Source organism: Rhodomicrobium sp. Az07, from assembly GCF_018619475.1.
Lineage (GTDB): Bacteria > Pseudomonadota > Alphaproteobacteria > Rhizobiales > Rhodomicrobiaceae > Rhodomicrobium.
In genome coordinates, this window is sequence record NZ_JAHFZG010000001.1 from 103,526 (window position 1) to 128,459 (window position 24,934).

The 24,934-nt window shown below is 63.5% G+C and carries 19 protein-coding genes; 10 read left to right on the top strand and 9 right to left on the bottom strand.

From position 1 onward, the window contains the following. Nucleotide 1: 1 nt before the first annotated feature. Nucleotides 2-2,602: an ATP-dependent chaperone ClpB gene (gene clpB / locus KKP04_RS00430; RefSeq protein WP_215024908.1), complete on the bottom strand. Its 2,601-nt coding sequence runs from the start codon at nt 2,600-2,602 to the stop codon at nt 2-4. A 107-nt stretch (nt 2,603-2,709) separates the two neighbouring features. Here clpB and KKP04_RS00435 point away from each other — a divergent pair, with 107 nt between their 5' ends. Further along, nucleotides 2,710-3,474, top strand: coding sequence for an MOSC domain-containing protein (locus tag KKP04_RS00435; protein ID WP_256437952.1), 765 nt, complete (start codon nt 2,710-2,712; stop codon nt 3,472-3,474). Nucleotides 3,475-3,613: 139 nt separating this feature from the next. Continuing rightward, on the top strand, nt 3,614-5,470 hold the full coding sequence (ilvD, locus tag KKP04_RS00440) for a dihydroxy-acid dehydratase (protein ID WP_215024914.1): 1,857 nt from the start codon (nt 3,614-3,616) through the stop codon (nt 5,468-5,470). Nucleotides 5,471-5,697: 227 nt separating this feature from the next. Here ilvD and KKP04_RS00445 read toward each other — a convergent pair whose 3' ends face one another. The 5 genes from KKP04_RS00445 to KKP04_RS00465 form a co-directional block, all read right to left on the bottom strand. Then, a complete protein-coding gene (locus tag KKP04_RS00445) occupies nt 5,698-6,510 on the bottom strand; it encodes a DUF4167 domain-containing protein (protein ID WP_215024917.1) in 813 nt (270 codons plus the stop codon). Between the two features lie 300 nt (nt 6,511-6,810). After that, the gene (gene prmC / locus KKP04_RS00450) at nt 6,811-7,731 is read right to left on the bottom strand and encodes a peptide chain release factor N(5)-glutamine methyltransferase (protein ID WP_215024919.1); all 921 of its coding nucleotides are present in this window, start codon (nt 7,729-7,731) and stop codon (nt 6,811-6,813) included. Between the two features lie 19 nt (nt 7,732-7,750). Beyond that, complete coding sequence (gene prfA, locus KKP04_RS00455; RefSeq protein ID WP_215024923.1) at nt 7,751-8,836, bottom strand: peptide chain release factor 1; 1,086 nt, start codon at nt 8,834-8,836, stop codon at nt 7,751-7,753. 111 nt (nt 8,837-8,947) lie between these two features. Then, the gene (gene ptsP, locus KKP04_RS00460) at nt 8,948-11,200 is read right to left on the bottom strand and encodes a phosphoenolpyruvate--protein phosphotransferase (protein WP_215024926.1); all 2,253 of its coding nucleotides are present in this window, start codon (nt 11,198-11,200) and stop codon (nt 8,948-8,950) included. Between the two features lie 80 nt (nt 11,201-11,280). Continuing rightward, complete coding sequence (locus KKP04_RS00465; RefSeq protein ID WP_215024929.1) at nt 11,281-12,537, bottom strand: aspartate kinase; 1,257 nt, start codon at nt 12,535-12,537, stop codon at nt 11,281-11,283. An 84-nt stretch (nt 12,538-12,621) separates the two neighbouring features. On the opposite strand from KKP04_RS00465, the gene ubiG reads away from it, so the two are divergent. The 3 genes from ubiG (at nt 12,622) to KKP04_RS00480 (ending at nt 14,371) form a co-directional block, all read left to right on the top strand. Beyond that, nucleotides 12,622-13,380: a bifunctional 2-polyprenyl-6-hydroxyphenol methylase/3-demethylubiquinol 3-O-methyltransferase UbiG gene (gene ubiG, locus KKP04_RS00470; RefSeq protein ID WP_215024932.1), complete on the top strand. Its 759-nt coding sequence runs from the start codon at nt 12,622-12,624 to the stop codon at nt 13,378-13,380. After that, complete coding sequence (locus tag KKP04_RS00475; protein WP_215024935.1) at nt 13,377-13,847, top strand: GNAT family N-acetyltransferase; 471 nt, start codon at nt 13,377-13,379, stop codon at nt 13,845-13,847. Before ubiG ends, KKP04_RS00475 begins: the two co-directional genes overlap by 4 nt. A gap of 77 nt (nt 13,848-13,924) precedes the next feature. Further along, entirely contained in the window at nt 13,925-14,371 is a 447-nt protein-coding gene (locus KKP04_RS00480; RefSeq protein WP_215024936.1) for a hypothetical protein, read from the top strand. 43 nt (nt 14,372-14,414) lie between these two features. Here KKP04_RS00480 and KKP04_RS00485 read toward each other — a convergent pair whose 3' ends face one another. Continuing rightward, on the bottom strand, nt 14,415-16,460 hold the full coding sequence (locus KKP04_RS00485) for an elongation factor G (protein WP_215024939.1): 2,046 nt from the start codon (nt 16,458-16,460) through the stop codon (nt 14,415-14,417). 247 nt (nt 16,461-16,707) lie between these two features. Between KKP04_RS00485 and KKP04_RS00490 the strand changes: the two genes are divergently transcribed. From KKP04_RS00490 to KKP04_RS00510, 5 genes are all read left to right on the top strand, one after another. Then, entirely contained in the window at nt 16,708-17,190 is a 483-nt protein-coding gene (locus KKP04_RS00490; RefSeq protein ID WP_215024942.1) for a hypothetical protein, read from the top strand. Nucleotides 17,191-17,326: 136 nt separating this feature from the next. Next, the gene (locus tag KKP04_RS00495) at nt 17,327-18,751 is read left to right on the top strand and encodes an NAD(P)/FAD-dependent oxidoreductase (RefSeq protein WP_215024945.1); all 1,425 of its coding nucleotides are present in this window, start codon (nt 17,327-17,329) and stop codon (nt 18,749-18,751) included. A 170-nt stretch (nt 18,752-18,921) separates the two neighbouring features. Next, nucleotides 18,922-20,310, top strand: a complete 1,389-nt coding sequence (locus KKP04_RS00500; protein ID WP_215024949.1) for a sensor histidine kinase KdpD — start codon at nt 18,922-18,924, stop codon at nt 20,308-20,310. Nucleotides 20,311-20,489: 179 nt separating this feature from the next. Continuing rightward, nucleotides 20,490-21,899 carry a Do family serine endopeptidase gene (locus tag KKP04_RS00505; protein WP_215024952.1) on the top strand — a complete coding sequence of 470 codons (1,410 nt, stop codon included), beginning with the start codon at nt 20,490-20,492 and terminating at the stop codon, nt 21,897-21,899. A gap of 85 nt (nt 21,900-21,984) precedes the next feature. Continuing rightward, nucleotides 21,985-22,737 (top strand): ATP-binding cassette domain-containing protein, encoded by a 753-nt coding sequence (locus tag KKP04_RS00510; RefSeq protein ID WP_215024955.1) that lies wholly within the window; start codon nt 21,985-21,987, stop codon nt 22,735-22,737. A gap of 146 nt (nt 22,738-22,883) precedes the next feature. On the opposite strand, the gene phnE is transcribed toward KKP04_RS00510, so the two are convergent. After that, the gene (phnE, locus tag KKP04_RS00515) at nt 22,884-23,690 is read right to left on the bottom strand and encodes a phosphonate ABC transporter, permease protein PhnE (protein WP_215024957.1); all 807 of its coding nucleotides are present in this window, start codon (nt 23,688-23,690) and stop codon (nt 22,884-22,886) included. A 75-nt stretch (nt 23,691-23,765) separates the two neighbouring features. Continuing rightward, nucleotides 23,766-24,881, bottom strand: a complete 1,116-nt coding sequence (gene phnD, locus KKP04_RS00520) for a phosphonate ABC transporter substrate-binding protein (RefSeq protein WP_215024958.1) — start codon at nt 24,879-24,881, stop codon at nt 23,766-23,768. Nucleotides 24,882-24,934: the final 53 nt, after the last annotated feature.

Genomic DNA, 24,934 nt, shown 5'->3' on the forward strand with positions numbered 1-24,934 from the left:
ATCAAGCCGCGAGGCTGAACGGGCGGTCGTTGATGATCAGCCCGTCCGAGCCCGCCGTGATGCGCACCGTGTCGCCGTCCTTCACCGCGCCCGCAAGGATCAGCTCAGACAGCGGATCCTGCACCGCGCGCTGGATGACGCGCTTCAGCGGCCGCGCACCATAGGCCGGCTCATAGCCGCGATTCGCGAGCCAGGTCCGCGCCTTCTCGTCCACTTCGAGCGCGATCTTGCGCTCGTCGAGCAGCTTTTGCAGGCGCTTGAGCTGGATATCGACAATCGCGCCCATCTCGTCGCGGCGTAGCCTGTGGAACAGGAGGATGTCGTCGATGCGGTTCAGGAACTCGGGCCGGAAATGCGACCGCACCACGGCCATCACTTGCGCGCGCACCTCCGCCTCGCTCTCGCCCTCCGGCTGGTTGACGAGATACTCGGAGCCGAGGTTGGACGTCATGATGATGATCGTGTTGCGGAAATCGACCGTGCGGCCCTGCCCGTCGGTCAGGCGGCCATCGTCGAGCACCTGAAGCAGCACGTTGAACACGTCCGGGTGCGCCTTCTCGATCTCATCGAACAGCACGACCTGATACGGCCTGCGGCGGACAGCTTCTGTCAGCGCGCCGCCTTCCTCGTAGCCGACATAGCCGGGAGGCGCGCCGATGAGCCGCGCGACAGAGTGCTTCTCCATGTATTCCGACATGTCGATGCGCACCATGGCGCTTTCGTCGTCGAACAGGAAGGCCGCGAGCGCGCGTGAAAGCTCCGTCTTGCCGACGCCGGTCGGTCCGAGGAACATGAACGAGCCGATGGGCCGGTTCGGATCCTGTAGCCCCGCCCGCGCGCGCCGCACGGCGGTCGCGACCGAGCGCACGGCCTCTTCCTGGCCGATCACGCGCTTGGCGACTTCGTCTTCCATGCGCAGCAGCTTGTCCTTCTCGCCCTGGAGCATCTTCTCGACCGGGATGCCCGTCCAGCGCGACACGACGCCCGCGATGTGGTCCGGCGTGACGGCCTCTTCCACCATGCCGGGCTTGCCTTCGCCCGCGCTTTCCATCGTCTTGAGCTTCTTCTCAAGCTCGGGGATCACACCGTAGGAAAGCTCGCCCGCGCGCGCGAGATTGCCCTTGCGCTGCGCCTGCTCAAGCTCGTTGCGGGCGGCGTCGAGTTCTTCCTTCACCTTCTGCGAAGAGGCGAGCTTGTCCTTCTCCTCCTTCCAGCGCCGGGTGAGGGAATCCGACTTCTCTTCCAGGTCCGCGAGATCCTTCTGAAGCCGCGCGAGGCGATCCTTCGACGCGGCGTCGCTCTCCTTCTTCAGCGCCTCGCGCTCGATCTTGAGCTGGATGATGCGCCGGTCGAGTTCGTCTAGTTCCTCGGGCTTCGAGTCCACCTGCATGCGCAGACGGCTCGCCGCTTCGTCCATGAGGTCGATGGCCTTGTCCGGCAGGAAGCGATCCGTGATGTAGCGGTTCGACAGCGTCGCCGCCGCGACGAGCGCCGAGTCCGTGATGCGCACGCCGTGATGAAGCTCGTACTTCTCCTTGAGGCCGCGCAGGATGGAAATGGTGTCTTCCACCGTCGGCTCGCTTACGAACACGGGCTGGAAGCGACGGGCAAGGGCCGCGTCCTTCTCGATGTATTTGCGGTATTCGTCGAGCGTGGTCGCGCCGACGCAATGCAGTTCGCCGCGCGCCAGCGCAGGCTTCAGCAGGTTCGACGCGTCCATCGCGCCCTCGGCCTTGCCCGCGCCGACAAGCGTGTGAAGCTCGTCGATGAACAGGACGACGCCGCCCGCCGCCGCCGTGATTTCCGAGAGAACGGCCTTGAGGCGCTCCTCGAATTCGCCGCGATATTTCGCGCCCGCGATGAGCGCGCCCATGTCGAGCGCGAGCAACTTCTTGTCGCGTAAGGATTCCGGCACGTCGCCATTGACGATGCGCAGCGCAAGCCCTTCCGCGATGGCCGTCTTGCCGACGCCCGGCTCACCGATCAGTACCGGATTGTTCTTCGTGCGCCGCGACAGCACCTGAATGGTGCGGCGGATTTCCTCGTCGCGGCCGATCACCGGGTCGAGCTGGCCTTTCGCGGCCGCATCCGTAAGGTCGCGCGTGTAGCGCTTCAGCGCGTCGTAAGCCTGCTCGGCGGAGGCGCTGTCGGCCGTGCGGCCCTTGCGCAGATCGTTGATCGCCGCGTTGAGCCCGGTCGGAGTGGCGCCAGCCTCGGCGAGGATCTTGGACGTTTGCGCATCCTTCTCCATCGCCAGCGCGAGCAGTAGCCGCTCCACCGTGATGTAGCTGTCGCCCGCCTTTTCCGCGATCTTCTCCGCCTGATCGAGGACGCGCGCGAGTTCCGGCGCGATGTAGATCTGGCCCGCGCCCTGCCCCGTCACCTTCGGCATTTTTGCCAGCGCCTGCTCGACGCGTGCCAGCGCGTCCTCGGGACGCCCGCCCGACTTGGCGATCAGTCCGGCGGCCAGCCCCTCACTGTCGTCGAGCAAGACTTTCAGAAGGTGTTCGGGTGTAAGTCTTTGATGTCCTTCGCGCAGGGCGAGCGACTGCGCGGACTGGAAGAAACCTTTCGAACGGTCGGTCAGCTTCTCGAAATTCATGGTTGCCTCGGTGGCTGCGATGCGCAGCCGCGAATCTGGACAGGAAGCATGTTGATGCCGTCATATATGGCAGCATCAATCGTCAAAAAAAGGCTTCAGGCGCTCGCATGTCGGCTACGCCCAAGATAGTTTCACTGGTCCATTATCCCATGAAAGGGATGAACGGGATCGACGCGCCGAAAGCAGACTTAACACACGGTGAAGGCATGCCTTTCGACCGGATCTATGCCATCGAGAACGGCGGCCACGCTTTCGACACGCTGAACCCGAAATGGTTCCCCAAGGTGCATTTTCTGCAACTGATGAGACACGAGCGGCTGGCAAGCCTGCGCCTCGCCTTCGACGAAGACAGCCATACGCTCACGCTGTTCCGCGATGGGCGGCAAGTTGCGCGCGGCACGCTGAAGACGAAGCTCGGCCGTCAGATGATCGAGCAGTTTCTGGCGGCCTACATGAAGGACGACATCAAAGGGCCGCCCCGCATCGTACATGCCGACGGCCATCAGTTCACGGATATTTCCGCGAAGGCGCTGCATCTCGTCAATCTGGAGACGGTGCGCGACGTTTCCCGTGTCATCGGCGCGGATCTGGACCCGGCGCGCTTCCGCGCGAACCTCTACTTCGAGGGCGTGCCAGCGTGGGAAGAACGCCATTGGGTCGGCAAGACCCTGACCTGCGGCGGCGCGGAGCTTGAGGCGTTCGCGGAAACGGCGCGTTGCGAGGCGACGAGCGTCGACCCGGCGACGGCGCGGCGCGGGATTTCGATTCCGGCGGCGCTGCAAAGCACATGGGGCCACAAGAACCTCGGGCTTTACGCGAAGGTCACGCGAGGCGGCACGGTGGGAGTCGGCGACGCGATCGTCCTCGCCTGAACGACTGTTCCTGATTCGCCCCACTGGAACGCTTGCCTGGAACGCGCCGAAACACGACATCCACTTTTCGCTAGATAAGAGCGGCCGCGCGGGTCTATGAAGCGCGCATAGCTATTCTAAAACAAGAAGGCGCACGACAATGCCGGACTATCGCTCCCGTACCTCGACCCATGGCCGCAACATGGCGGGCGCTCGCGGTCTCTGGCGCGCAACCGGCATGAAGGACGGCGATTTCGGCAAGCCTATCATCGCCATCGCGAACTCGTTCACGCAGTTCGTGCCAGGCCACGTGCATCTGAAAGACCTCGGTCAGCTCGTCGCGCGCGAGATCGAGAAGGCGGGCGGCGTCGCCAAGGAATTCGACACCATCGCCATCGACGACGGCATCGCGATGGGCCACAGCGGCATGCTCTATTCGCTGCCATCGCGCGAGATCATCGCCGACTCGGTGGAATACATGGTCAACGCGCACACCGCCGACGCGCTCGTTTGCATCTCGAATTGCGACAAGATCACACCCGGCATGCTGATGGCGAGCCTGCGCCTCAACATCCCGACGATTTTCGTTTCGGGCGGTCCGATGGAAGCGGGCAAGGTCACGGTTGGCGGCAAGACGCACGCGGTGGACCTCATCGATGCGATGATCAAGGGCGCGGACCCGAGCGTGTCGGACGAGGTGGCGGAAGCCTACGAGCGCGACTCGTGCCCGACCTGCGGCTCGTGTTCGGGCATGTTCACGGCCAATTCGATGAACTGCCTCACCGAGGCGCTCGGCCTTTCGCTGCCCGGCAACGGCACGATGCTCGCCACCCATGCCGACCGCAAGGAACTGTTCCTCGAAGCGGGGCGGCGCATCGTGGACATCACGAAGCGTTATTACGAGGGCAACGACCCGAGCGTTTTGCCGCGCTCCATCGCCAATTTCGAGGCGTTCGAGAACGCAATGACGCTCGACATCGCCATGGGCGGCTCGACCAACACCGTTCTGCATCTGCTCGCCGCCGCGCAGGAAGGGGGCGTGCCCTTCACCATGACCGACATCGACCGGCTGTCGCGCCGTGTGCCGTGCCTCTCGAAGGTCGCGCCGAACATCGCCGATGTCCATGTCGAAGACGTGCATCGCGCGGGCGGCATCATGGGGATCCTTGGCGAACTCGACCGCGGCGGGCTGATCAATCGCGGCTGCGGCACAGTGCATGCGCCGACCATCGCGGACGCGCTCGACAAATGGGACATCGCGCGCACCAACGATCCCGCCGTTCAGGAGTTCTACAAGGCCGCGCCCGGCGGCGTGCGCACGGTCGAAGCCTTCAGTCAGGCGGCGCGCTGGGACGAACTCGACGCCGACCGCGCGAATGGCGTCGTCCATTCGGTGGAGAACGCGTTCTCGAAGGACGGCGGCCTCGCCGTGCTGTCCGGCAATATCGCGCTCGAAGGCTGCATCGTGAAAACGGCGGGCGTCGACGCGTCGAACCTCACCTTTACCGGCCCGGCCGTGATCTGCGAAAGCCAGGAGGAGGCGGTCGAGAAGATCCTCGGCGGCGCGGTGAAGGAAGGCGACGTGGTGCTGATCCGCTATGAAGGGCCGAAGGGCGGCCCCGGCATGCAGGAAATGCTCTATCCGACGAGCTATCTGAAGAGCATCGGCCTCGGCAAGAAATGCGCGCTGATCACGGACGGACGCTTTTCGGGCGGCACCTCCGGCCTCTCCATCGGCCATGCTTCGCCCGAGGCGGCTGAAGGCGGCGCGATCGGCCTTGTCGAGCAGGGCGACATCATCGTGATCGACATCCCGAATCGCGTCATCCGCGTCGACCTCTCCGACGAGGTTCTGGCGAAGCGCCGCGCGGCGATGGAAGCGAAGGGTGCGGCGGCGTGGAAGCCTGCTTCACGCGTTCGTCATGTCAGCCAGGCGCTTCGGGCGTATGCGGCGCTGACGACGAGCGCGGCGCGTGGCGCGGTGCGGGACGTGTCGCAGGTCGAGCGCAAGGGCTGAGGCCGGGGGGCGTCGTCGTTGAGGAGCGCGCGGTTTCGTCGGCGCTCCTCGCAAGCAGTGCGCGACATGAATGGCGCGAAAAGCCCGGCGCTTTGGCGTCGGAGCATTGTCACCGTCGCGCTGTAACCGCCGCCGCGAGTTTCAGCTGTCGTTCGGCTTTTCTGCTCAATCGAGTGCGTTTTGAGCCGCCGGCGCGCTTTTCGGGCGAGTGCTGCGGCTCTGAAGCGTCAGGAAGTCGTTTCGTCCGTCTTCGGATCGATGACCGCTGCCACGGCAGGCGCCGCGTTCGAAAGACCGGCGGTTCCGGCGCGGCCCGTGTAGGTCTTTACCGGGGCAGCTTCGCCGATCGGGCGGCGGCGGCGGCGGCGCGGCAGACGGTCCCCATCGGGCGCATCGCCATGAGCCTCTCCGTTCGCAACGCCATTGGCCGGCTGCGGAGCGCCTTCGATTTCGGCGCCGGCAGGCTGCGGAGGAAGGACGACAGGCTGTTGCAGGAACTGCGGAAAAGCGTTCTGCGGAATATAGGGCTGCGGCTGCTGATGCTGATTGTAAGAGGGGAGGCGTTCCGGCCGTTCGGCGCGCTCCGGTCGTTCAGCTCGTTCAACGCGTTCGTGACGCTCTCCGCGTTCCGCGCGCTCAGGCCGTTGCGCTCGTTCGTTGCGCTCCGGCTGAAAGCTTTGCTGCGGGGCGAAATCGTCGCCTTCGCCATCGTCGTCGTCCGACTCGAATTCGCGGGCGTAAGCATCCTGTCCGCCGCCGAACCGTCCGCCATTGACAGGCTGCTCGCCGGGGTTCTGAGCCTGCGCCGCAAGGATGATGCGGTTGTAGTGCTCGGCATGCTGAAGATAGTTTTCGGCCGCGACGAAATCGCCTGAAGACATCGCGTCGCGTGCAAGCGATGTGTATTTCTCGGCGATATGCATCGCTGTGCCACGGATCTTGACGTCGGGACCACTCGATTCGTAGTTCCGGCTCACGGAATTCTGTGGCTTGCGGCCGCCGCGATTACGGCCTCTGCGGCTTTGCTGTCCTTGCCTCATGGGTCCTGTCTTGTCGAAGGTCACAAAAGCTCACCTCATGCAGACACGGCGCTTTGGGGAGCCGGTCAATGTCTGCAACAGTAAAAAACTCTCAGTCCAGCCTGCCTGTCAGTTCAAAGCAACGCTAACTTGAGAAGCAGATGTTTTATAGGCTCCGCACAGTAAGAAACGTGACCCGATGATACCGCCGATGCTTGAATCAGCACCCGGTCATAATATCAGTTTTTCGGTAGCCTACGTTCCTATGCCTCGTCGTGTTGCAACCGCTGCGGGTTTGACGAAGCCGCCTCTGCAAAGACCCTATCCCGATCCAATCGGATTTCCAACCTTTTTTTTGCCGCGTCCCCCGTCCCCACCTGACTGTCTCACTCCTGCAACGGCACGCTCGATACCCGCCAGATCGGGGAAAATTTCCGTTTGGAATCCTGCGTCAAGCTCCGTCAGCATGTCTCGCACCAATCGAGCCTGACGATGGCCCGTCTCGAAAATCAGGAGCCCTGACACACGCAAAAGGCGCGAAGCTTGCGGCACTATATCCCGGTATGCCTTAAGCCCGTCTTTTCCCCCGTCCAGCGCAAGCAGTGGGTCGAAATCCCGCACCTCCGGGCACAACCCGGCAATGTCGCCGGTTTCAATATAGGGAGGATTACACGTAATGATGTCAAAAGTTGCATCGGCAAGGGCGTCGCCCCAGTCTCCACATAGGAAAAAGGCACGAGAGTCGAGCCCAATCCGCGCGAAATTTTGCCGTGCCGTTCGAAGCGCGCCCTCGCTGCGGTCGACGCCGACGCCGCTCGCATTCGGCAATTCGGAAAGGAGCCCGGCAAGGATGCACCCGGTCCCGGTCCCGAGGTCGAGGATGCGAAGCGGTGCGCCCGCGAGATCATGCTTGCGGCACCACGCCAACGTCGCTTCGACGAGAACTTCCGTATCCGGACGAGGGTCGAGCGTGTCCGCCGAGAGGCCAAACGGCATGCCCCAGAATTCGCGCGCGCCCACGATGCGGGAAACCGGCTCCCCCGCGAATCGTCGCCGAGCCGCTTCGACCGCGCGATCCAGCACCTCGGGCGGCAGCGCCGCGTCGCGCTTCGTGACAGTCTCTTCGGGCGAGAAGCCTGCTGCATAAGCTGCGAGAAGCCGCGCGTCGAGTGCCGCCGACTCGATCCCGGCTTGCAGGAACCGCTCGGCGAGATAGCGCACCAATTCGGCGAACGAGGTCATCCGCGCTCCGATGCGCGCTTCAGGCATGAGCCGAACTTTCCGCCGAAAGCTGACCAGCCTGGCGCTCCGTGATCAGCGCATCGATGATGGTGTCGAGCCCCTCGCCTTCCATGATCTGAGGCAGGTTATAGAGTGTCACATTGACGCGATGATCGGTCACGCGCCCCTGCGGGAAATTGTAGGTACGTATGCGCTGCGAGCGGTCGCCGGAGCCGATCTGGTCCTTGCGTTCCGCCGCGCGGGCCTCGTCGGCGCGGGTGCGTTCCATGTCGAACAGTCGCGCGCGCAGCACCTGCATGGCGCGGGCGCGGTTCTGATGCTGGGATTTCTCGCTCGATGTCACGATGATCCCGGTCGGAATATGGGTGATGCGAACCGCCGAGTCGGTTGTGTTCACGTGCTGCCCGCCCGCGCCGCTCGCCCGCATGGTGTCGATGCGGATGTCCTGCTCGCGAATCTCGATGTCGATATCCTCGGCTTCGGGAAGCACGGCCACCGTCGCTGCTGAGGTGTGGATGCGGCCCTGATTCTCCGTCTCGGGCACGCGCTGCACGCGATGCACGCCGGACTCGAACTTCATCCGCGCGAACACGCCCTTGCCGCTGATGCTCGCCACGATTTCCTTGTAGCCGCCCGCGTCCGCGTCGCTGACCGAAAGCACGTTCACTTTCCAGCCCTTGAGGTCTGCATAGTGCTGGTACATGCGGAACAGGTCCGCCGCGAACAGCGCGGCTTCCTCGCCGCCGGTGCCCGCCCGAACTTCGAGGATGGCGCTTTTTTCGTCCGCGGCGTCCTTCGGGAGCATCATGATCTGAAGCTCGCGCTCCAGTTGCTCGACGCGCGGCTCGGCCGCCTCCAGTTCCTCGCGCGCAAGCTCCAGCATGTCCGGCTCGGAAGCCGGATCTTCGATCATCTGGCGCAGGCTGTCGCGCTCTTCTTCAGCGGCTTCGAGCGTCTTGATGGCCGCGACGAGCGGATCGAGGTCAGAAAATTCCTTCGAGAGCTTCTTGAACGTCTCCTGATCGCAGCCTTCCGAAAGCTGCGCCTGGATCGTTTCCCAACGGCCGACGAGCCGCTTCAGTTTGTCTTTCGGTATGGATGCCATGGATCGATCCCTGCTCATCGCGTCCGGCCCCACGACTGGCGCGACTGGATTTGTTATTGGCCTGATCGGCTGGTGCTCGCTTCACTGGGCGCTAGCAACCCATCCCGAGCACTAGATATCAATGTTTTCCTTCCGCGCAAACTCGGTCAGTTCGCGCCGGATGGTGGGGCAGTTTTCGTCGATCAGACCGTTCAGCGCTTCGCCGAGCTTCTTCGTGTCGACGGAGAGCACCATGGCCTTGATGGGGCCGACCGATGCGGGCGCCATGGAAATGGAGCGGAAGCCGAGCCCCAGCAGCGCCATTGCATCGACGGGCCGCCCGGCCATCTCGCCGCACAGCGCGAAGTCGGTCTTGTGCGCAATGGCCTTTGTCGCGATCTCGCGCAGCACCTTGAGCGCGGATGGGTGCAGCGGATCGAACCTGCGGGCCACGCGGTCGTTTTCGCGATCCGCCGCGAACAGGAATTGCATGAGGTCGTTGCTGCCGACCGAGATGAAATCCGCCAGCGGAAGAATCTGGTCGAGCTGGTAAAGGAGGGCCGGAATTTCGACCATCACACCGACGCGCATCACCGACGGCAACTCGTGGCCGTGTTTCCTCGCGTGCTCGACTTCCTTGTCGATCAGCGCCCTTGCGCCGAGAAATTCGGACAAATCGGCGATGAACGGCAGCATGAGCGAAAGCTCGCGCCCCGCCGCCGCGCGCATCAGCGCGCGGGCCTGCGTGCGGAAAAGCGCGGGCCTGTCGAGCGACATGCGGATCGCGCGCCAGCCCAGCGCCGGATTTTCTTCCTTCACGCGTTTGAGATACGGCAATACCTTGTCGCCGCCCACGTCGAGCGAACGGAAGATCACACGACGGCCGCCCGCCATGTCGAGGATGCGGTTATAGGTCTTGCGCTGCTCCTCCATCTTCGGGAAGCGCGAGGCGACCATGAACTGAAGCTCGGTTCGGTAGAGGCCGATGCCGTCCGCGCCGCTCTGATAGAGGTGGGGCAGATCGACCGTGAGCCCGGCATTCATGTTGAGCAGGATCCGCTCGCCGTCTTTCGTCATCGCCTGCACGTGGCGCAGCTTCGAGAAACGCGCCTGGCGCCGCGCGCGAAAGCGTGCCTTGTCGGCATAGGCGCGGATCAGTTCGAGCGAGGGGCGAACGTGGAATTGCCCGGTTGCAGCGTCGAGAATCGCCGGGTCGCCGTGGTCGGCGATCGACAGCACGTCCTGCACCTGCACGAGCACCGCGAGGTTGAAAGAGCGCGCGACGATGGACACGTGCGAGGTCGCGCCGCCTTCCTCGATGACGAGGCCGCGCAGCTTGCGCGGATCGTAGCTCAGAAGCTCCGCCGCGCCCATGTTGCGGGCGACGAGGATGGCGTCGTTCGGCAGGCGCTCGACATGCGTCTCCTGCCCTTGCAGTGTGCGCAGCAAACGGGTCGACAGGTCGTCGATGTCGTGGCTGCGCTCGCGCCAGAAGTCATCGCCGATCTTCATGAGCTGCGTGCGCATGTTCTGCTGAACGCGCTCGACCGCTGCCTCGGCCGTGAGCCCGGCCATGACCGCATCGCGCATGCGCCGCGCCCAGCCCTTGTCGTTCGCCAGCATCTGCACGGCTTCAAGAACGGCCTTGTGCTCGCTGTCCTGCGGCGAGTCCTCGTGTTCGAGATGGCGCTTGATGTCGTCCTTCAGGCGTTCGAGCGCCTCTTCGAGTCGCTTCAGCTCCGCCGGGATGTTCTCCGCGAAGAATTTCAGCACCACGGGGCGCGGCTCGTGCAGCGCGATGTGGCCGAGCGCCAGACCGTCCGCGAGCGGCGTGCCCTTGATCGTAACCGACGTTTCGCGCCGCCCCGGCGAGTGGGAAACCGCGCCCGCGAAAGCGCCGGATCCGATGAGTTCCGCTAGCACCATGGCCGTCGTTTCAAGCGCCTCCACCTCTTCCGGCGTGTAGCGGCGCTCGATCTTGTTCTGCACGGTGAGCACGCCGATGGTGCGTCGCTCGCGCACGATCGGCACGCCGAGGAAGGAGTGATAGTTCTCTTCGCCTGTCTCAGGCTTGTAGGAGAAGGAAGGATGCTTTTGAGCATCGGGCAAATTGATCGGTTGTCCCCAATCGGCGATCAGACCGACGAGCCCTTCGCCCTTTTTCATGCGGAGTGCGTGAACGGCCTCCTTCTTCAGGCCTTCGGTGGCGAAAAGTTCGAGCGATTCATCCGGGAGCCGAACATAAATCGAGCTTACCTCGGCGATCATGTTCGAGGCTATGACCTTGACGATACTGTCCAGCTTGGCCTGTGGCTCTGGCGTACTCGCCATGATTGCCCGCAAGCTTCGGATCAGCACCCATGGTGGACGTTGTGTCCAGGGCATCTGCCTGGTTCCAATAACCTGTTAGGTTGCGAGGGAAAGGCACCCCTGCCACGGGCGCCCAGCTTCCGGTTCGTGTCGTCTCAGGTTCGGTCCAGACCGAACAAGCTATGCAGTGTGTTAACCGCCTCCGCGGTATGGCCCGCGCCGATGAGCACACTGATCTTGATCTCGGACGTCGAGATCGCCTGAATGTTGATGCCTTTTCCGGCGAGGGCCTGAAACATTTCGGCGGCCACGCCCGCATGGCTTCGCATACCCACGCCGATGACCGACACCTTGACCATATCCGTATCGCCGCGAAGATCGCGGTAGCGGATCGTGTCGTGATTATCGCGCAGCACCTGAAGCGCGCGCGAAAGATCTGCCGCGGCGACTGTAAAGGTAAGGTCCGTCTTGCGACCGTCCTCGGAAATGTTCTGCACGATCATGTCGACGTTGATGTTCGCTTCCGACAACGGCATGAAGATGCTCGCGGCGACGCCCGGCTTATCCTCGATGCTCAACACCGTGACCTTTGCCTCGTCTTTCGCGTATGCAATACCGCTGACAACGTGATGTTCCAACATTTCCATTTCGTCGCAAACGAGCGTCCCGCACTTTTCGGATACTCCGGCGCGAGCGGGTTCGCATGATTCAGGGTTATCGAAGCTAGAACGAACTTGTACACGCACGCCTTGAGCCATTGCAAGCTCGACAGAGCGCGTCTGGAGCACTTTCGCGCCCAGAGAAGCCATTTCCAGCATCTCCTCATACGATATGCGTGGAAGCCTTCGAGCGGCCGGCACAATGCGGGGATCCGTTGTATACACGCCATCGACGTCGGTGTAGATGTCGCACCGCTCGGCCTTGAGGGCAGCCGCCAGCGCGACAGCGCTCGTGTCGGAACCGCCGCGCCCGAGGGTGGTTATCCGTCCGGAAGGGGCAATGCCCTGGAAGCCCGCGACGACCGCTACTTCTCCGCCCGAGACGCTGGCGAGCAGGTCGGCGGTTTCGACGCGGTCGATCCGGGCGACGCTGTGCGAGTCGTCCGTGACGAGCGGGATTTGCCAGCCTTGCCACGACCGCGCCTTGACACCGATGGACTGGAGGATGATCGCCATCAAACCCGCTGTGACCTGCTCGCCCGACGACACGACGGCGTCGTACTCGCGCAGGTCGTACAGATCATGCGCTTGCTTGCACCACCCCACGAGCTGGTTCGTGTGGCCGGCCATGGCGGAAACCACGACGGCGACGCGATTGCCGGCATCGACCTCGCGCTTGACGTGAAGCGCGGAATTTCTGATGCGGGCGATGTCTGCGACGGAAGTTCCGCCAAATTTCATGACGAGCAGCATGGGACTGGCTATATGGTGCGAGAGTGAAGATAACGGTGCGACCGTATGCAGATTTCGCGCCGCAGGAGATCAGGAACGCCATTGATGGGGATTGAGGCAGAAACACGGCAAAGTCCGTCTCTGGACGAGACTGAGTTGAGGCACTTCGAAAGTCTCGCGAAAGAGTGGTGGGACGAACGCGGCAAATTCAGCGGTTTGCATGCCTTCAATCCTGCGCGGCTCGCATTTATCGTGGCGGAAGTCAAGCGCTGGCGAAAGGGCCAGATCAACGAATTCCGCCCGCTTCAGGGTCTTGACGTTGTCGACATTGGCTGCGGCGGCGGAATCCTTTCGGAGCCGCTGGCCCGGCTGGGCGGCACTGTAACAGGAATCGATCCCGTCGAGGAGTCTGTCGGCGTCGCCCGTGCCCACGCGGCGAAGCTCGGCGTGCCGGTCAACTATCGTAACGTAACCGCCGAGGATCTGGCGCGCGAGGGGCTGACATTCGATGTCGTCGTCGCGTCGGAAGTTATCGAGCACGTCGCCGACCCGCAATCCTTCCTGAAGACGTGCCGCAGCCTCGCCCGACCCGGCGGGCTCATCGTGCTGTCCACACTGAACCGGACGTCGAAGTCCTACGGGCTCGCCGTCTTCGCCGCCGAGCGCATCCTTGGCCTGGTGCCTCCCGGCACGCACGACTGGAAGAAGTTCATCAAGCCGGACGAACTCGCGGGCGCGCTCTCGGATGCAGGCTTCGCCCCCGCGCGACGCGCCGGGATGATCTACAAGCCGCTCTCCGGCTCGTGGACGCTGTCCGACGACGACCTGTCGATCAACTATATCATGTCCGGCGAGGCTGTTTGACGCTTCCCTGCCGCATCCGCGCGCCCGGCCCCGGCGACGAGGCCGGATGGCGCAAGCTTTGGCAGGACTATCTCGCTTTCTACGGCGTCACGGCGCCGCCCGAAGTGGCCGACGCGCTCTGGCGACGCATCCTTGAGCCACACGAACCGGTGCATGCGCTCGTCGCGGAAGCGCGGCAAGGCTTCTTCGGCGCGGGCCGACTCGTCGGCTTCGCGAACTATGTGCTGCATCCGCAGACGCTCGGGCCGCAACCCGTCTGCTACATGGAAGACCTGTTCGTGGTAGACGACGCGCGCGGGCAAGGTGTAGGCCGCGCGATCATCGAGACGCTGATGGACAAGGGCCGCGTGGAGGGCTGGCCGCGCATAACGTGGCACACGCACGAGGCGAACGAAGCCGCCCGCGCGCTTTACGAGAAGATCGTGCCGAGCGATCCGTTCATCCGCTACAAGGTAAAGCTCAAGTAAATCCGTGCGAGCAGGCCATCGCTATTCGAACTACAATACAGAAACCGGTTTCTGCTAAAGCTGATTTGAATTGACCGATGGAGACGATCTTGATCCGGGTCCGGTTCTTCAGCGTGGTACTGGCGCTTCCGGCGGTGCTCTTTTTTGGCGCCATCCTGATGGCATACGGGTCTGTGATCGATTTTCTGACGCTATTCTTCCTGCTCTGGATGGCAGCTCTCATCCAGGTTGTCTTCCTCTTCGCCTTCCGCTGCCCGCGCTGCGGCGTCTCGGCTTACGCGATGCATGCCGAACACGGTGTCCGGGCGGCGCTGCCCGTGCCGAACCGCGTTTGCGTCAATTGCGGATATGACTTCATCAGGGGTGACGCCAACGCCACAGACGCGCCTGCCGGGGAACCTGCCGTTGGGACGGCAGGCAGCCCGGCCAGCGCGGACTGGCGATTCCTTAGGTCGGAGAAGCGTACCGCCCTTCGCCACGATGAGCGGCCCAGAGTTTCAGGCGCGCGCCGCGGCTTTCGTTAGATCCCGTTCCGATCAGGTAGGGTCAAACCGATCGGATCCAGCTCTAGGCACTTCGCTGCCGGGAGCGCTCCGACACGATCTGATCCGCCACCCGGCCCGAAATCTCGGTGAGGTGATCGAACTCCGCCTTGAAATGTCCGGCACCCGCCGTCGCCGAGCGCAGCTCGATGATGAGGTCGTGGATTTCAGCCTCGGGAATATGCGCCTCGATCGTATCCCAACCGTTCCAGCCGGGACGGGCATCGAAACCCAGGATCTGCCCGCGTCGCGCCGAGATCATGCCGTTGACCTTCGCCGTCGCCTCGCTCGGCACCGAGATGCTGACCGCCATGACCGGCTCCAGCAGAACCGGCTGACACTTCGGCATACCTTCGACCATCGCGACGCGTCCCGCCATGCGGAAAGCCTGATCCGACGAATCCACCGTATGATAAGAGCCGTCCTTCAGCGTCACGGCGACATCCACCACGGGAAAGCCGAGCGGCCCGGTAGAAAGATAATCGCGCACGCCTGCTTCCACGGCCGTGAAATAGTTGCGCGGCACGGCGCCACCCGTAATCACTTCATTGAAGGCGAAGCCCTCGCCGCGCGGCCGGGGACTGATCTCCACGACAACGTCGCCGAACTGGCCGTGTCCGCCGCTCTGCTTCTTGTGTCGCCCGCGCACCTCGACGCTCTTGCGGATCGTTTCGCGATAGGGGATTTGCCGCCGCTGCGTCTCGGCCTTGACGCCGAAGCGCCGTGCGAGCCTTTCCAGCGCGACGCGAAGATGCATCTCGCCCTGTCCCCACAGCACCATCTCGCTCGTCTCGCGATCCTGCGTCAGCGAAAGCGCCGGGTCTTCGTCGATCAGCTTGGCGAGCGACGAAGTAAGCTTGATCTCGTCCTTGCGGTCTCCTACGGAGATGGCGAGTGCGTAGACCGGCTTCGGAGGCTGAGCGTTTTCTATCGGCGCGGAGAAGCCCTTGTCGCCCGAAATCGCTTCGCCCGTGCGAACGCCTTCGAGCTTTCCGAACGCCGCCACTTCGCCCGCTTCGGCCGGACCGCGTTTCTTGATGTCGGGACCGGTCACCGAAAAGACACCGGAAATGCGATCCTCGCCGGTCGCGCCGTGGACAGCGCCGCCATCCGCAAGCTGGCCCGCAAGCACGCGAGCGAGCGAAAGTTTTCCCGCATGCGATGTCTGAATGGTTTTCACGACGTAGGCTGCCGATTTGGCGCCACCGAGGCCAAGCCTTTCGGCGGTTTCGGCGACGAACGGCGCCTCATGCCGGAGCGCCTTCAGAAGCCTGCCGATGCCGTGGCCCGCTTCGGCCGAACCGAAGAACACAGGGCAGATCAGGCAACGCTTGAACTCGGTCACGAGGTCGGCGAAAATCTGATCGCGGCTCGGGACGCTGTCGCTCAAGAGCTGTTCCATGAGGGCGTCGTCATAATCGGCGAGCTTCTCAAGCATGGAAAAGCGCTGTTCGGCCTCGAACTGCGCGAGGTCGTTCGGAATATCGATCAATTCGCTTGGGGCGTGCGGGCGATAGACGAAGGCGCGTTCAAGCGCCAGATCGACGAACCCGCTTACCGCGCCGCCTTCCGTAATGGGAACCTGGCGGAGCACCAGCGGAAGGCCGCTCGCGGGCTGCATCGTGGAAAGCAACTCGGCAATGTTGCCACCGGCCTTGTCGATCTTGTTGATGAAAAGGAGATGGGGAATTTTCGCGGCTTCGAGAGATTTCAGCACGCTTTGCAGCGCATGGAGCTTCTTCTCGTCCGCCTCGCAAACGACGACAGCGGTGTCGCAGGCGGGCAGCGCCGCCGTGCCGTCGAACTGAAACTCGACCGAGCCCGGAAAATCGAGGGCCGTGAAACGGTCGCCCAGATAATCGAAGCTCGCAACGTTCATTTCCACGCTCATGCCGTGGGTCTTCGCCTCCGGCGTCGTGTCGCCGACGGTCTTGCGGGAGTCCGCGCTCTCGTGCGTCGCGCCGGTTCGGGCGAGAATGGCTTCGAAAAGAGAGGTCTTCCCGCTGCCTTGGGGGCCGACCAGTGCGATACAGCGGGGGCTTCTGCCCCCTGCATTTCCATTTCCGCCCATGTGCTTCGATCCTGTGTGCAATTATGCTATTGCGGGCGTGCCGTCAGCACGAGCCGCGACGAACGCCATGGTCGCCTCGGATTGCGCAATAAGCAAGCGCCGCGATGGATCGGCGGGCGGTTCCGCACCTGCGCGAATTGACGCCGAAGCCTTTGCAAAAGCGCCGCGCCGCGATTGACACGGTGCGCGGATGATGGTTGCAAGCTTCAGGTTTTTTCACGAGTTTCAAGCCGCGAGTTTCCAGCCAATGAGTCACGAGTTCGACGCGAGCCTCATCCATCCCGAACCCGCCGCCGAAGCTTTGCCGCCGGACCTTCGCAACGCCGTCGAAAGCGCGAAGCGCATGCCGAGCGCGTTCGCCAACGCGAAGCTTCACGGCGAGAATGAACTGCGGCGGCTTGTGCAGTCCTGCAACCGCATCGCCTGGGGCGCGGTCCCGCCGGATCTCCGCGAGCCGAGCCGCGAGGAAGCCGAATCCCTCATCGCCGCGCTCGCCCCGGATGCGCGCGAAAAGCTCCTCGCCGAGGCAAAGCTCGCGGCCGAACAGCGCCGGTTCGTCGGCATCCTCCATGTCATCGAGCGCGAGGTCGCGGCACAAAAGGCGGCGGAGCAGGCCGACCATGTTCGCTATGAAGCGGAGCAGCGCGAAATCGCTGAGTTCGAAGCCTTCGACGCGGCGGGAAAGGCTGCCCGTTTCGAGGCCTGGCGCGCGGCAAGGCATGGCGGCTGAGAAAAAGGCTCGCCGGGCGCTTGCCCGAAGCTTTAAACCAACAACTTTCCCGTGAGCGCGGTCGGCGCGGCTTGCCAAATCGGTTCACCCGCGCGAAACAGGATTGGCAGGAATCGCGACGGGGAACGGAACGGCCATGCCTCAGCTTCTGACGCCTGACATCTGCGTGATCGGCGCGGGATCGGGCGGGCTGTCCGCCGCCGCCATCGCCGCCGCCTTCGGTGTCTCCGTGGTGCTGATCGAGCGCGGCGCGATGGGCGGCGAGTGCCTCAACACCGGCTGCGTGCCGTCGAAGGCGCTCCTCGCCGCCGCGAAGCGTGCGCACCAGATCCGCGACGCGGAGAAGTTCGGCATTCGCGTCAGCAATCCCGGCATCGATCATAAAGCCGTCGCGGAGCATGTTGCGGGCGTGATCGCGGCCATCGCGCCGAACGATTCCGTCGAGCGGTTCAACGGCCTCGGCGTGGATGTGATCAAGGCGAGCGGGCGGTTTGTAGACCCCGACACCGTCGAGGCGGGAGACTACCAGATCAAGGCTCGCCGCTTCGTCATCGCCACCGGCTCGACGCCCCTGATCCCGCCGATCCCGGTGCTCGACCGCGTCCCCTTCTTCACGAACGAGACGATCTTTCAGAACACGCACCGACTGCCGCAACTCATCATTCTCGGCGGCGGCCCGGCCGGGCTTGAACTGGCCCAGGCTCACAAGCGCCTCGGCAGCGAAGTGACTGTCGTCGAAGCGGGGAAAGCACTGTCACGAGACGACGACGAATTGCGGCAGCACCTGCTCAACCGCCTTCGCGACGAGGGCATCCGCGTGCAGGAAAACGCGCGCGTCGAGAGGATTGAGCCGTTCGGCAACAACATTCGCGTGGTTTTCGCGAACCTCGGACGAACCTACTTCGTCGAGGGAACGCACCTGCTCGTCGCGGTGGGCCGCGCGCCCGTTGTTGGCGATCTCAATCTCGAAGCTGCCGGGATCGATTACAGCGAGCGCGGCATACAGGTCACGGGCGGGCTTCGCACCTCGAACAGCAAGGTTTACGCCATCGGCGACGTGACAGGCGAAGTCAACCTAACCCACGCCGCGAACTATCACGCCTCAATCGTAATCAAGAACGCGCTGTTCCGGCTTCGGGCGAGGGCCGATCATTCGACCATCCCCTGGGTGACGTTCACCGACCCGGAGGTCGCCCATGTCGGGCTGACCGAAGACGCCGCGCGCGCGCGCTACGGCAAGCTCGCCATCCTGCGCTGGCCCTATGCGGAGAATGACCGCGCCCAGGCGGAGCGCGAGACGGGCGGCTTCGTGAAGGTCATAGCGTCGCGGCGGGGCAAGATCCTCGGCGCCGGGATTGTCGGCGCGCAGGCGGGCGAACTCATCCAGATGTGGAGCCTCGCCATGCAGAAGGGTATATCTCTCAAGGCGATGCAAGGCATCGTTTCGCCCTATCCGACGCTCTCGGAAATGAACAAGAGAGCCGCCTTGAACTACTTCGCGCCCAGCGCGCAAAACCCTTTCCTGCGACGCGTCATTGCATTGCTTGCGAAATTCGGCTGATTCGCGTTATTTAGAAGTGTTGGCAACAGGGTTCTTTGACGCGCTTGGACACCCGGGCTTCAAAAGATCGCGAGCACGGCGGAGCGCATCATGCGCTGGACCGCGAGAAGAAGCGCGCTGCCTCGAAAATCGGTTCCATCAGAACGAGCCTTCCGGCAAGGCTTCTGTTCATGACGATCCTTTTCGTCATGGTGGCCGAAGTGCTCATTTTCGTGCCCTCCGTCGCGACCTTCCGCAAGAACTGGCTGATGGAACGTGTCGTTGCCGCGAAGGTCGCCGCGCTGGCGCTGGAGGCATCCGGCGGCGCGGAGCTTCCCGAACGGCTGAGGCAGGAACTGCTGACGACGGCGGGCGTTCACGCGGTTTCGGTGCGTCGCCCGGAAGTGCGCCGTCTCGTTCTCGGAATGCCGGATGAGAAGCCGGTGGCGGAAGTCTTCGACCTCCGCGACAGAAACGTCGTGGAACTCATCCCCGACGCGCTGGCCGCGCTGGTCGCACCGCCCGGCCGTCTGATCCGCGTCATTGCCGCGCCGGACATTCTGCGCGCCGACGAGGAAATCGACGTCGTCATCGACGAGACGCCACTCAGAGCGGCTGAATGGCGCTATGCCCGCAACATCTTCTGGCTGTCGATCATCATAGCCATCATGACGTCGGCCGCCGTCTATCTCGCGCTGTCGAAACTTCTCGTCGCGCCGATGATGCGCATCACCCGGAACATGGTCGCCTATCGCGAAAACCCCGAGGATATGACGCGCATCATAACGCCGAGTGGGCGCGATGACGAAGTGGGGGTCGCGGAGAAGGAACTCGCCAACCTGCAAACGCAGCTTTCGGGGCTGCTCCGCGAAAAGGCGCGGCTCGCGAATGTCGGGCTCGCCGTCTCGAAGATCAACCATGACCTTCGCAATATCCTAGCCAGCGCGCAGCTTGTTTCGGACCGCCTCGCAACCGTGCCCGACCCGACCGTTCAGCGCTTCGTCCCGCGCCTCATCCGGGCGCTCGACCGCGCAATCACGCTTTGCACCAACACGATGAAATATGGGCGCGGCGGTGAAACGCCTCCAAACCGAACCCGCGTGGCCCTTGGCCCTCTCGTCGACGAGGTCACGGAAAGCCTTGGCGTCGAAGAGCTGAAGGGCGTGCGCCTGACCGTCGACATCCAACCGAAGATCGAGCTTTACGCCGACCGCGACCAGATTTTCCGCGTGCTCGCCAATCTTTTGCGCAATGCGCTCGAAGCCTTGCGGGAGGCCGAGCCCGCGCCTGAAGATCCTTGCGTGAAGATCAGCGCGAGCCAGGAAGGCAAGCGCGTGGTCATCAAGGTGAGCGACAACGGGCCGGGCGTGCCCGCCAAGGCGCAGGAGAATCTGTTCAAGGCGTTCCAGAGCGTGGCCAAGGCCGACGGCAACGGGCTCGGCCTTGTGATCAGCGCCGAACTCGTCCGCGCGCATGGTGGCGACATCCGCCTCGAAGACACATCGAGGGGCGCGTCATTCGTTGTCACGCTGCCGACGACAGCGGGAACAAGGAAACGCGCTTTCGAGAACGCCGCGTAACGCGAAGCCTGTGCCTCGGCTGCGAAATGCCGCGATCCGGTTCGTTTCATTCCATCCGCGCCCGCCAGTGCAGGCCGCACTATCCCCCGAGAAGCGCAAACGTAAACCACGCCGCCCCTTGTATCGCAAGCGCGGCCGCTATTTATATCTCCTTAAACGAATCCTAGACGGGGTCTTCCATGCACTTTTCGGCTGCCGTTCGAACGAGTTTCGTGCTTGCTGCCTTCCTGGCGCTTCCAGCCGCTGCTTTCGGTCAGGTGGTGAAGAAAGCACCTGCCACGCGCGAGCAGGTCGTGTTTTCCTATGCGCCGGTGGTCAAGATGGCCGCGCCCGCCGTGGTCAACGTCTATGTCCGACAGCGTGTGCGCCGCGACAGCGCCTTCAACAATCCGATCTTCGAGGAATTTTTCGGCCATGGCTTCGGCCGCAACGAACGGGCGCAGAATTCTCTCGGCTCGGGCGTGATCGTGACGCCGAACGGCGTCGTGGTGACGAACAACCACGTGGTGCAGGGCGACGCGGGCACGGAAATCAAGATCGCGCTCGCCGATGCCCGCGAGTTCGATGCGAAGATTCTGCTCAAGGACGAGCGCACCGATCTCGCCGTGTTGCAGATCAAGGGATCGGACATCGAGTTTCCGTATGTCGGCCTCGCCGATGCCGATCAGCTCGAAGTGGGCGACATGGTCCTTGCCATCGGCAACCCCTTCGGCGTCGGGCAGACGGTGACGAGCGGCATCGTCTCGGCGCTGGCGCGCACGCGCGTCGGCATATCGGATTATCAGTTCTTCATTCAGACCGACGCCGCCATCAATCCCGGCAATTCGGGTGGCGCGCTGGTCGACATGCAGGGGCGGCTCGTCGGCATCAACACCGCGATCTTCTCCAAGAGCGGCGGCAGTCAGGGCATCGGCTTCGCCATACCCTCGAACATGGTTCGTCTCGTGGTCGAGTCTGCCTTGCAGGGCGGCTCCGGCGTGCGGCGGCCATGGCTCGGCGCGAACATCGAGGAACTGACGCCGGAAATCGCCGACGCGGTTGGCCTCGACCGTACGACGGGCGTGCTCGTCTCTTCGGTAACGGACGGCGGCCCAGCGGCGAACGCGGGCATCCGTCCGGGCGACATCGTGCTCGCGGTGGACGGCAAGGATGTCTCCGACGCCAACGCCTTTCAGTATCGCTTCACGACCAAGGGCACGTCCGGCGATGTGAGCCTCGACGTGCTGCGCACCGGCACACGCCGCAAGGTTTCCATTCCGCTCATGGTCGCGCCCGAGACGACGCCGCGCGATCTGCGGGACATAAACGGCAACAACCCGTTCGGCGGCGCGAAGGTGGCGAACCTGTCGCCAGCGGTTGCGGAGGAGCTTTCGATCGACGAGACGAGCGGCGTTGTGGTGGTCGAGACGGAGGCCTATTCCATCGCGCGCCGCCTCGGCATCAAGGCGGGCGATGTCGTTGCGGAGATCAACGGCGAAAAGGTCGAGACCACGCGCGGGCTTGAAAGGATCGTCGGCAGGGGCGCGCGCGTCTGGCGGCTGGGCATCAGGCGCGGAGGGCGGACGATCCGCACCGTCATCGCTGGATAAAGCGGCGCTTTCAGCGATTGCGCGAGCGCGGCCTTTCCGCAAGAATGATAGTCCGCGCAGGCGACGAACCGGAGGCAATGACGACATGACGCTCGCTCTCGAAGACGTAACGTTGAAGGCCGGGCGCGCGACGCTCCTCAAGGGCGTGTCGTTCGCCGTGGAGCCAGGGCAGGTGACGGCGGTCCTCGGGCCGAACGGCGCGGGCAAGTCTACCGCGCTGTCGGTGCTGGCGGGCGACCTGAAGCCTCAGGGCGGCCGCGTCGTGATCGATGGGCGAGACATGGCGACCATGGCCAAGAGCGAGCTTGCGCGGGTGCGCGCGGTTGTCGGCCAGCACGCCGCGATGAGCTTCCCGCTGACCGCGTATGAGGTGGTTGCGCTCGGCGCGCATCCCTTCGCGGGGCCCGAGCGCGAGGACATCGTCGAGGAGTCGATGGCGGCGATGGACGTGCTCCACCTTGCCGGGCGCGATTATCCCACGCTGTCCGGCGGCGAGCGGCAGCGCATTCAGATCGCCCGCGCGCTTGTGCAGCTTCGCCCGGCCGCGAAGGATGGCGCGCGCCGCTATCTCCTGATGGATGAGCCGACCGCGCATCTCGACCTGAAGCACAAGATTCTCGCGCTCGAATGCGCCCGCGCCTTCGCCGATGCGGGTGGCGGCGTGCTTTGCATCCTGCACGACCTCGGCCTCGCGCAGGAATTTTCCGACGAGATCGTATTGCTGAAGGGGGGCGAGGTTTTCTCGGGCGGCTCCGGCGGTTCGCTGACGGGCGAAACGATCTCGGCGTTGTTCGAAATTCCAGTCTGGCGGTCCAGATCGTTGCTCGCGACGCTGTGACGGTAAGCGCGGCTTCGCGACATGAGACGCCCAACTTGTTGTCATGGGAACTGGGACCACGCTCGCCTCCACGCCGCGCTTGCCGATTTCCGCGCCCTTTCCGCCGGGGACTTCCTGTCGAAATACGAAAACGGATAGCGCCCCCGTCAGACGAGGGAACGGCGCAGGCGGGCGCTCAGAAGATCGATCACCACCACCGTGAGGACAACGATGATCATCTGTGCGGCGGTTTCGGCATACTGGAAGCTGCGGATGGTTTCATAGAGCGTCTGTCCGATGCCGCCAGCGCCGACGATTCCGAGCGTGGTCGCCGAGCGCACGTTGGTTTCGAGTCGGTAGAGCGTCAGCGAACTCCATATCGGCAACACCTGCGGAATCACGCCGAAAAGCACCTCGTGAAAGCGGCTCGCCCCGGTCGAGCGGATCCCTTCGACGGGGCGCGGATCGATGGCCTCCACCGCTTCGGAAAAAAGCTTCGCGAAGACGCCGACATTATGCACGAACAGCGCCATCACGCCCGCGAAGGGGCCGAGACCGACGGCGACCACGAAGAACAGCGCGAAGACGAGTTCATTGATGGCGCGAAACGCGTCCATCAGCCGACGCACGGGCTGGACCACCCATTGCGGGCAGATATTGGCAGAAGACAGGATCGCGAAGGGGATGCCCACGACGACGGCGAGCGCGGTGCCCCAGAGGGCAATCTGCACCGTCACAATCATTTCGTCGAGGTACATGCGCCAGTCTGCGAAATTCGGCTGCATGTAGCCTGCGGCGAACTCCGCCATATTGCGCCAGTCGGTGACGAGCGACAACCCGCGGTACATTTCGGCGGGCTGCCAGCTCCACACGAGCAGGGCCGCGACGACGAGCCAGAAGACCCATTGCCGGGCGCGCTCGCCGACGGGTCTGGATGGAACTGCCAGGGCGGGCAAGTCGACGGCATTCGGCATGTCAAGCGGTCCTTGGAGTATGCGAAAGGCGCCGGACGGTGCAGACCGGCGCCTTCAGCCTGCCTTTGCAGGAGGTCAGTTCGTCTTGGACACGTTGAGCGCGAGGTCTTCGATGGTCTTGGCGACCTCGTCCTTCTTGCCGGCCTTATCGGCGGCGACGAACGCGGCGACAGTCTGCTTGAACTCGCTGGCCTCGGCCTTCTTCTCAAGCTCCTCGATCGCAGCCATCTTCGCTTTCAGCTCGGCCGACTGCTTTTCCTTTTCCTCGGCGGAAAGCTTTTCATCCGAAGCAATTTTCAGAAGTGCCTTGTTGGCTTCGAGCTTGCGGATCGGAAGAAGCTGATCGTTGGACGAAGGCTTGAACGGCGCCCATCCGAGATCGGCGAGGATCTTGCGCGCCTGAGCGAGTTCCTCGTCAGTGCCGATGCGGCCGTAGCTCATGAGAAACTTGTAGATCTTCGTCTTCAATTCCGGATCGAGGTCGCGACGCCAGACGAGCGGATCGAGCGGGATGAGCGGCGAGGTCCAGACCACGCGGATCTGAGCGCTACGCTCGGGATCCCTTTTTGCGAGCAGTGCCAGCGACTCGCTGTTGTTGGTGGCTGCGTTGACCTGCTTGTTGGCGACGGATAATGCGTTGGCCTCATGGTTACCGCTGCGCACTGTCCTGAAACAGGCTTTCGGCTCGACACTGCGCGCCGCGAACACGTAGGTAACAGGGACGAGAAAGCCGGACGTCGAATTCGGATCGCCGATGCCGAAATCGAGCGACTTGTCGCATTTCATGACATCGTCGAGCGTCTGAAACGGGCTGTCCTTATGCACGATGATGTGGGAGTAGTAGCCTTGGCTTCCGTCATGCGCCATGGTCTGAGCGAAGACCTCGCCGCTGGAACGGTCCACGGCTTCCATGGCGGATTTGTTGCCGTACCAGGCAACCTGCACCTTGTCGAAGCGCATGCCTTCGATGACGCCGGCATAATCGGTCGCGTAGAAGGCGTTTACCTTCAGGCCGGTGGTCTTCGACATGGCGTCGATGAAGGGATCCCACGCCTTCTTCAGGTTCGATGCCGCCTCCGTCGAGATGATGCCGAAGTTGATTTCAGCCGGCTCGGCAACGCTCGGCGAAACCGAGAAGAAGAGCGCCGCCACCGGGGCGGCCGCCAAAGCGATTTTTCTGAAAGAAAACATTGTCACCTCTTGGACGTTCGGAAAAAGTCAGGTTCCAGGCCGGGTTCGATCCG

What these genes read in the sequence shown, in the direction of transcription:
- clpB (WP_215024908.1), bottom strand. Translation starts at nt 2,602, where the DNA reads ATGAATTTCGAGAAGCTGACCGACCGTTCGAAAGGTTTCTTCCAGTCC.
- KKP04_RS00435 (WP_256437952.1), top strand. Translation starts at nt 2,710, where the DNA reads ATGTCGGCTACGCCCAAGATAGTTTCACTGGTCCATTATCCCATGAAA.
- ilvD (WP_215024914.1), top strand. Translation starts at nt 3,614, where the DNA reads ATGCCGGACTATCGCTCCCGTACCTCGACCCATGGCCGCAACATGGCG.
- KKP04_RS00445 (WP_215024917.1), bottom strand. Translation starts at nt 6,510, where the DNA reads ATGAGGCAAGGACAGCAAAGCCGCAGAGGCCGTAATCGCGGCGGCCGC.
- prmC (WP_215024919.1), bottom strand. Translation starts at nt 7,731, where the DNA reads ATGACCTCGTTCGCCGAATTGGTGCGCTATCTCGCCGAGCGGTTCCTG.
- prfA (WP_215024923.1), bottom strand. Translation starts at nt 8,836, where the DNA reads ATGGCATCCATACCGAAAGACAAACTGAAGCGGCTCGTCGGCCGTTGG.
- ptsP (WP_215024926.1), bottom strand. Translation starts at nt 11,200, where the DNA reads ATGCCCTGGACACAACGTCCACCATGGGTGCTGATCCGAAGCTTGCGG.
- KKP04_RS00465 (WP_215024929.1), bottom strand. Translation starts at nt 12,537, where the DNA reads ATGCTGCTCGTCATGAAATTTGGCGGAACTTCCGTCGCAGACATCGCC.
- ubiG (WP_215024932.1), top strand. Translation starts at nt 12,622, where the DNA reads ATGGGGATTGAGGCAGAAACACGGCAAAGTCCGTCTCTGGACGAGACT.
- KKP04_RS00480 (WP_215024936.1), top strand. Translation starts at nt 13,925, where the DNA reads ATGGAGACGATCTTGATCCGGGTCCGGTTCTTCAGCGTGGTACTGGCG.
- KKP04_RS00485 (WP_215024939.1), bottom strand. Translation starts at nt 16,460, where the DNA reads ATGGGCGGAAATGGAAATGCAGGGGGCAGAAGCCCCCGCTGTATCGCA.
- KKP04_RS00490 (WP_215024942.1), top strand. Translation starts at nt 16,708, where the DNA reads ATGAGTCACGAGTTCGACGCGAGCCTCATCCATCCCGAACCCGCCGCC.
- KKP04_RS00495 (WP_215024945.1), top strand. Translation starts at nt 17,327, where the DNA reads ATGCCTCAGCTTCTGACGCCTGACATCTGCGTGATCGGCGCGGGATCG.
- KKP04_RS00500 (WP_215024949.1), top strand. Translation starts at nt 18,922, where the DNA reads ATGACGATCCTTTTCGTCATGGTGGCCGAAGTGCTCATTTTCGTGCCC.
- KKP04_RS00505 (WP_215024952.1), top strand. Translation starts at nt 20,490, where the DNA reads ATGCACTTTTCGGCTGCCGTTCGAACGAGTTTCGTGCTTGCTGCCTTC.
- KKP04_RS00510 (WP_215024955.1), top strand. Translation starts at nt 21,985, where the DNA reads ATGACGCTCGCTCTCGAAGACGTAACGTTGAAGGCCGGGCGCGCGACG.
- phnE (WP_215024957.1), bottom strand. Translation starts at nt 23,690, where the DNA reads ATGCCGAATGCCGTCGACTTGCCCGCCCTGGCAGTTCCATCCAGACCC.
- phnD (WP_215024958.1), bottom strand. Translation starts at nt 24,881, where the DNA reads ATGTTTTCTTTCAGAAAAATCGCTTTGGCGGCCGCCCCGGTGGCGGCG.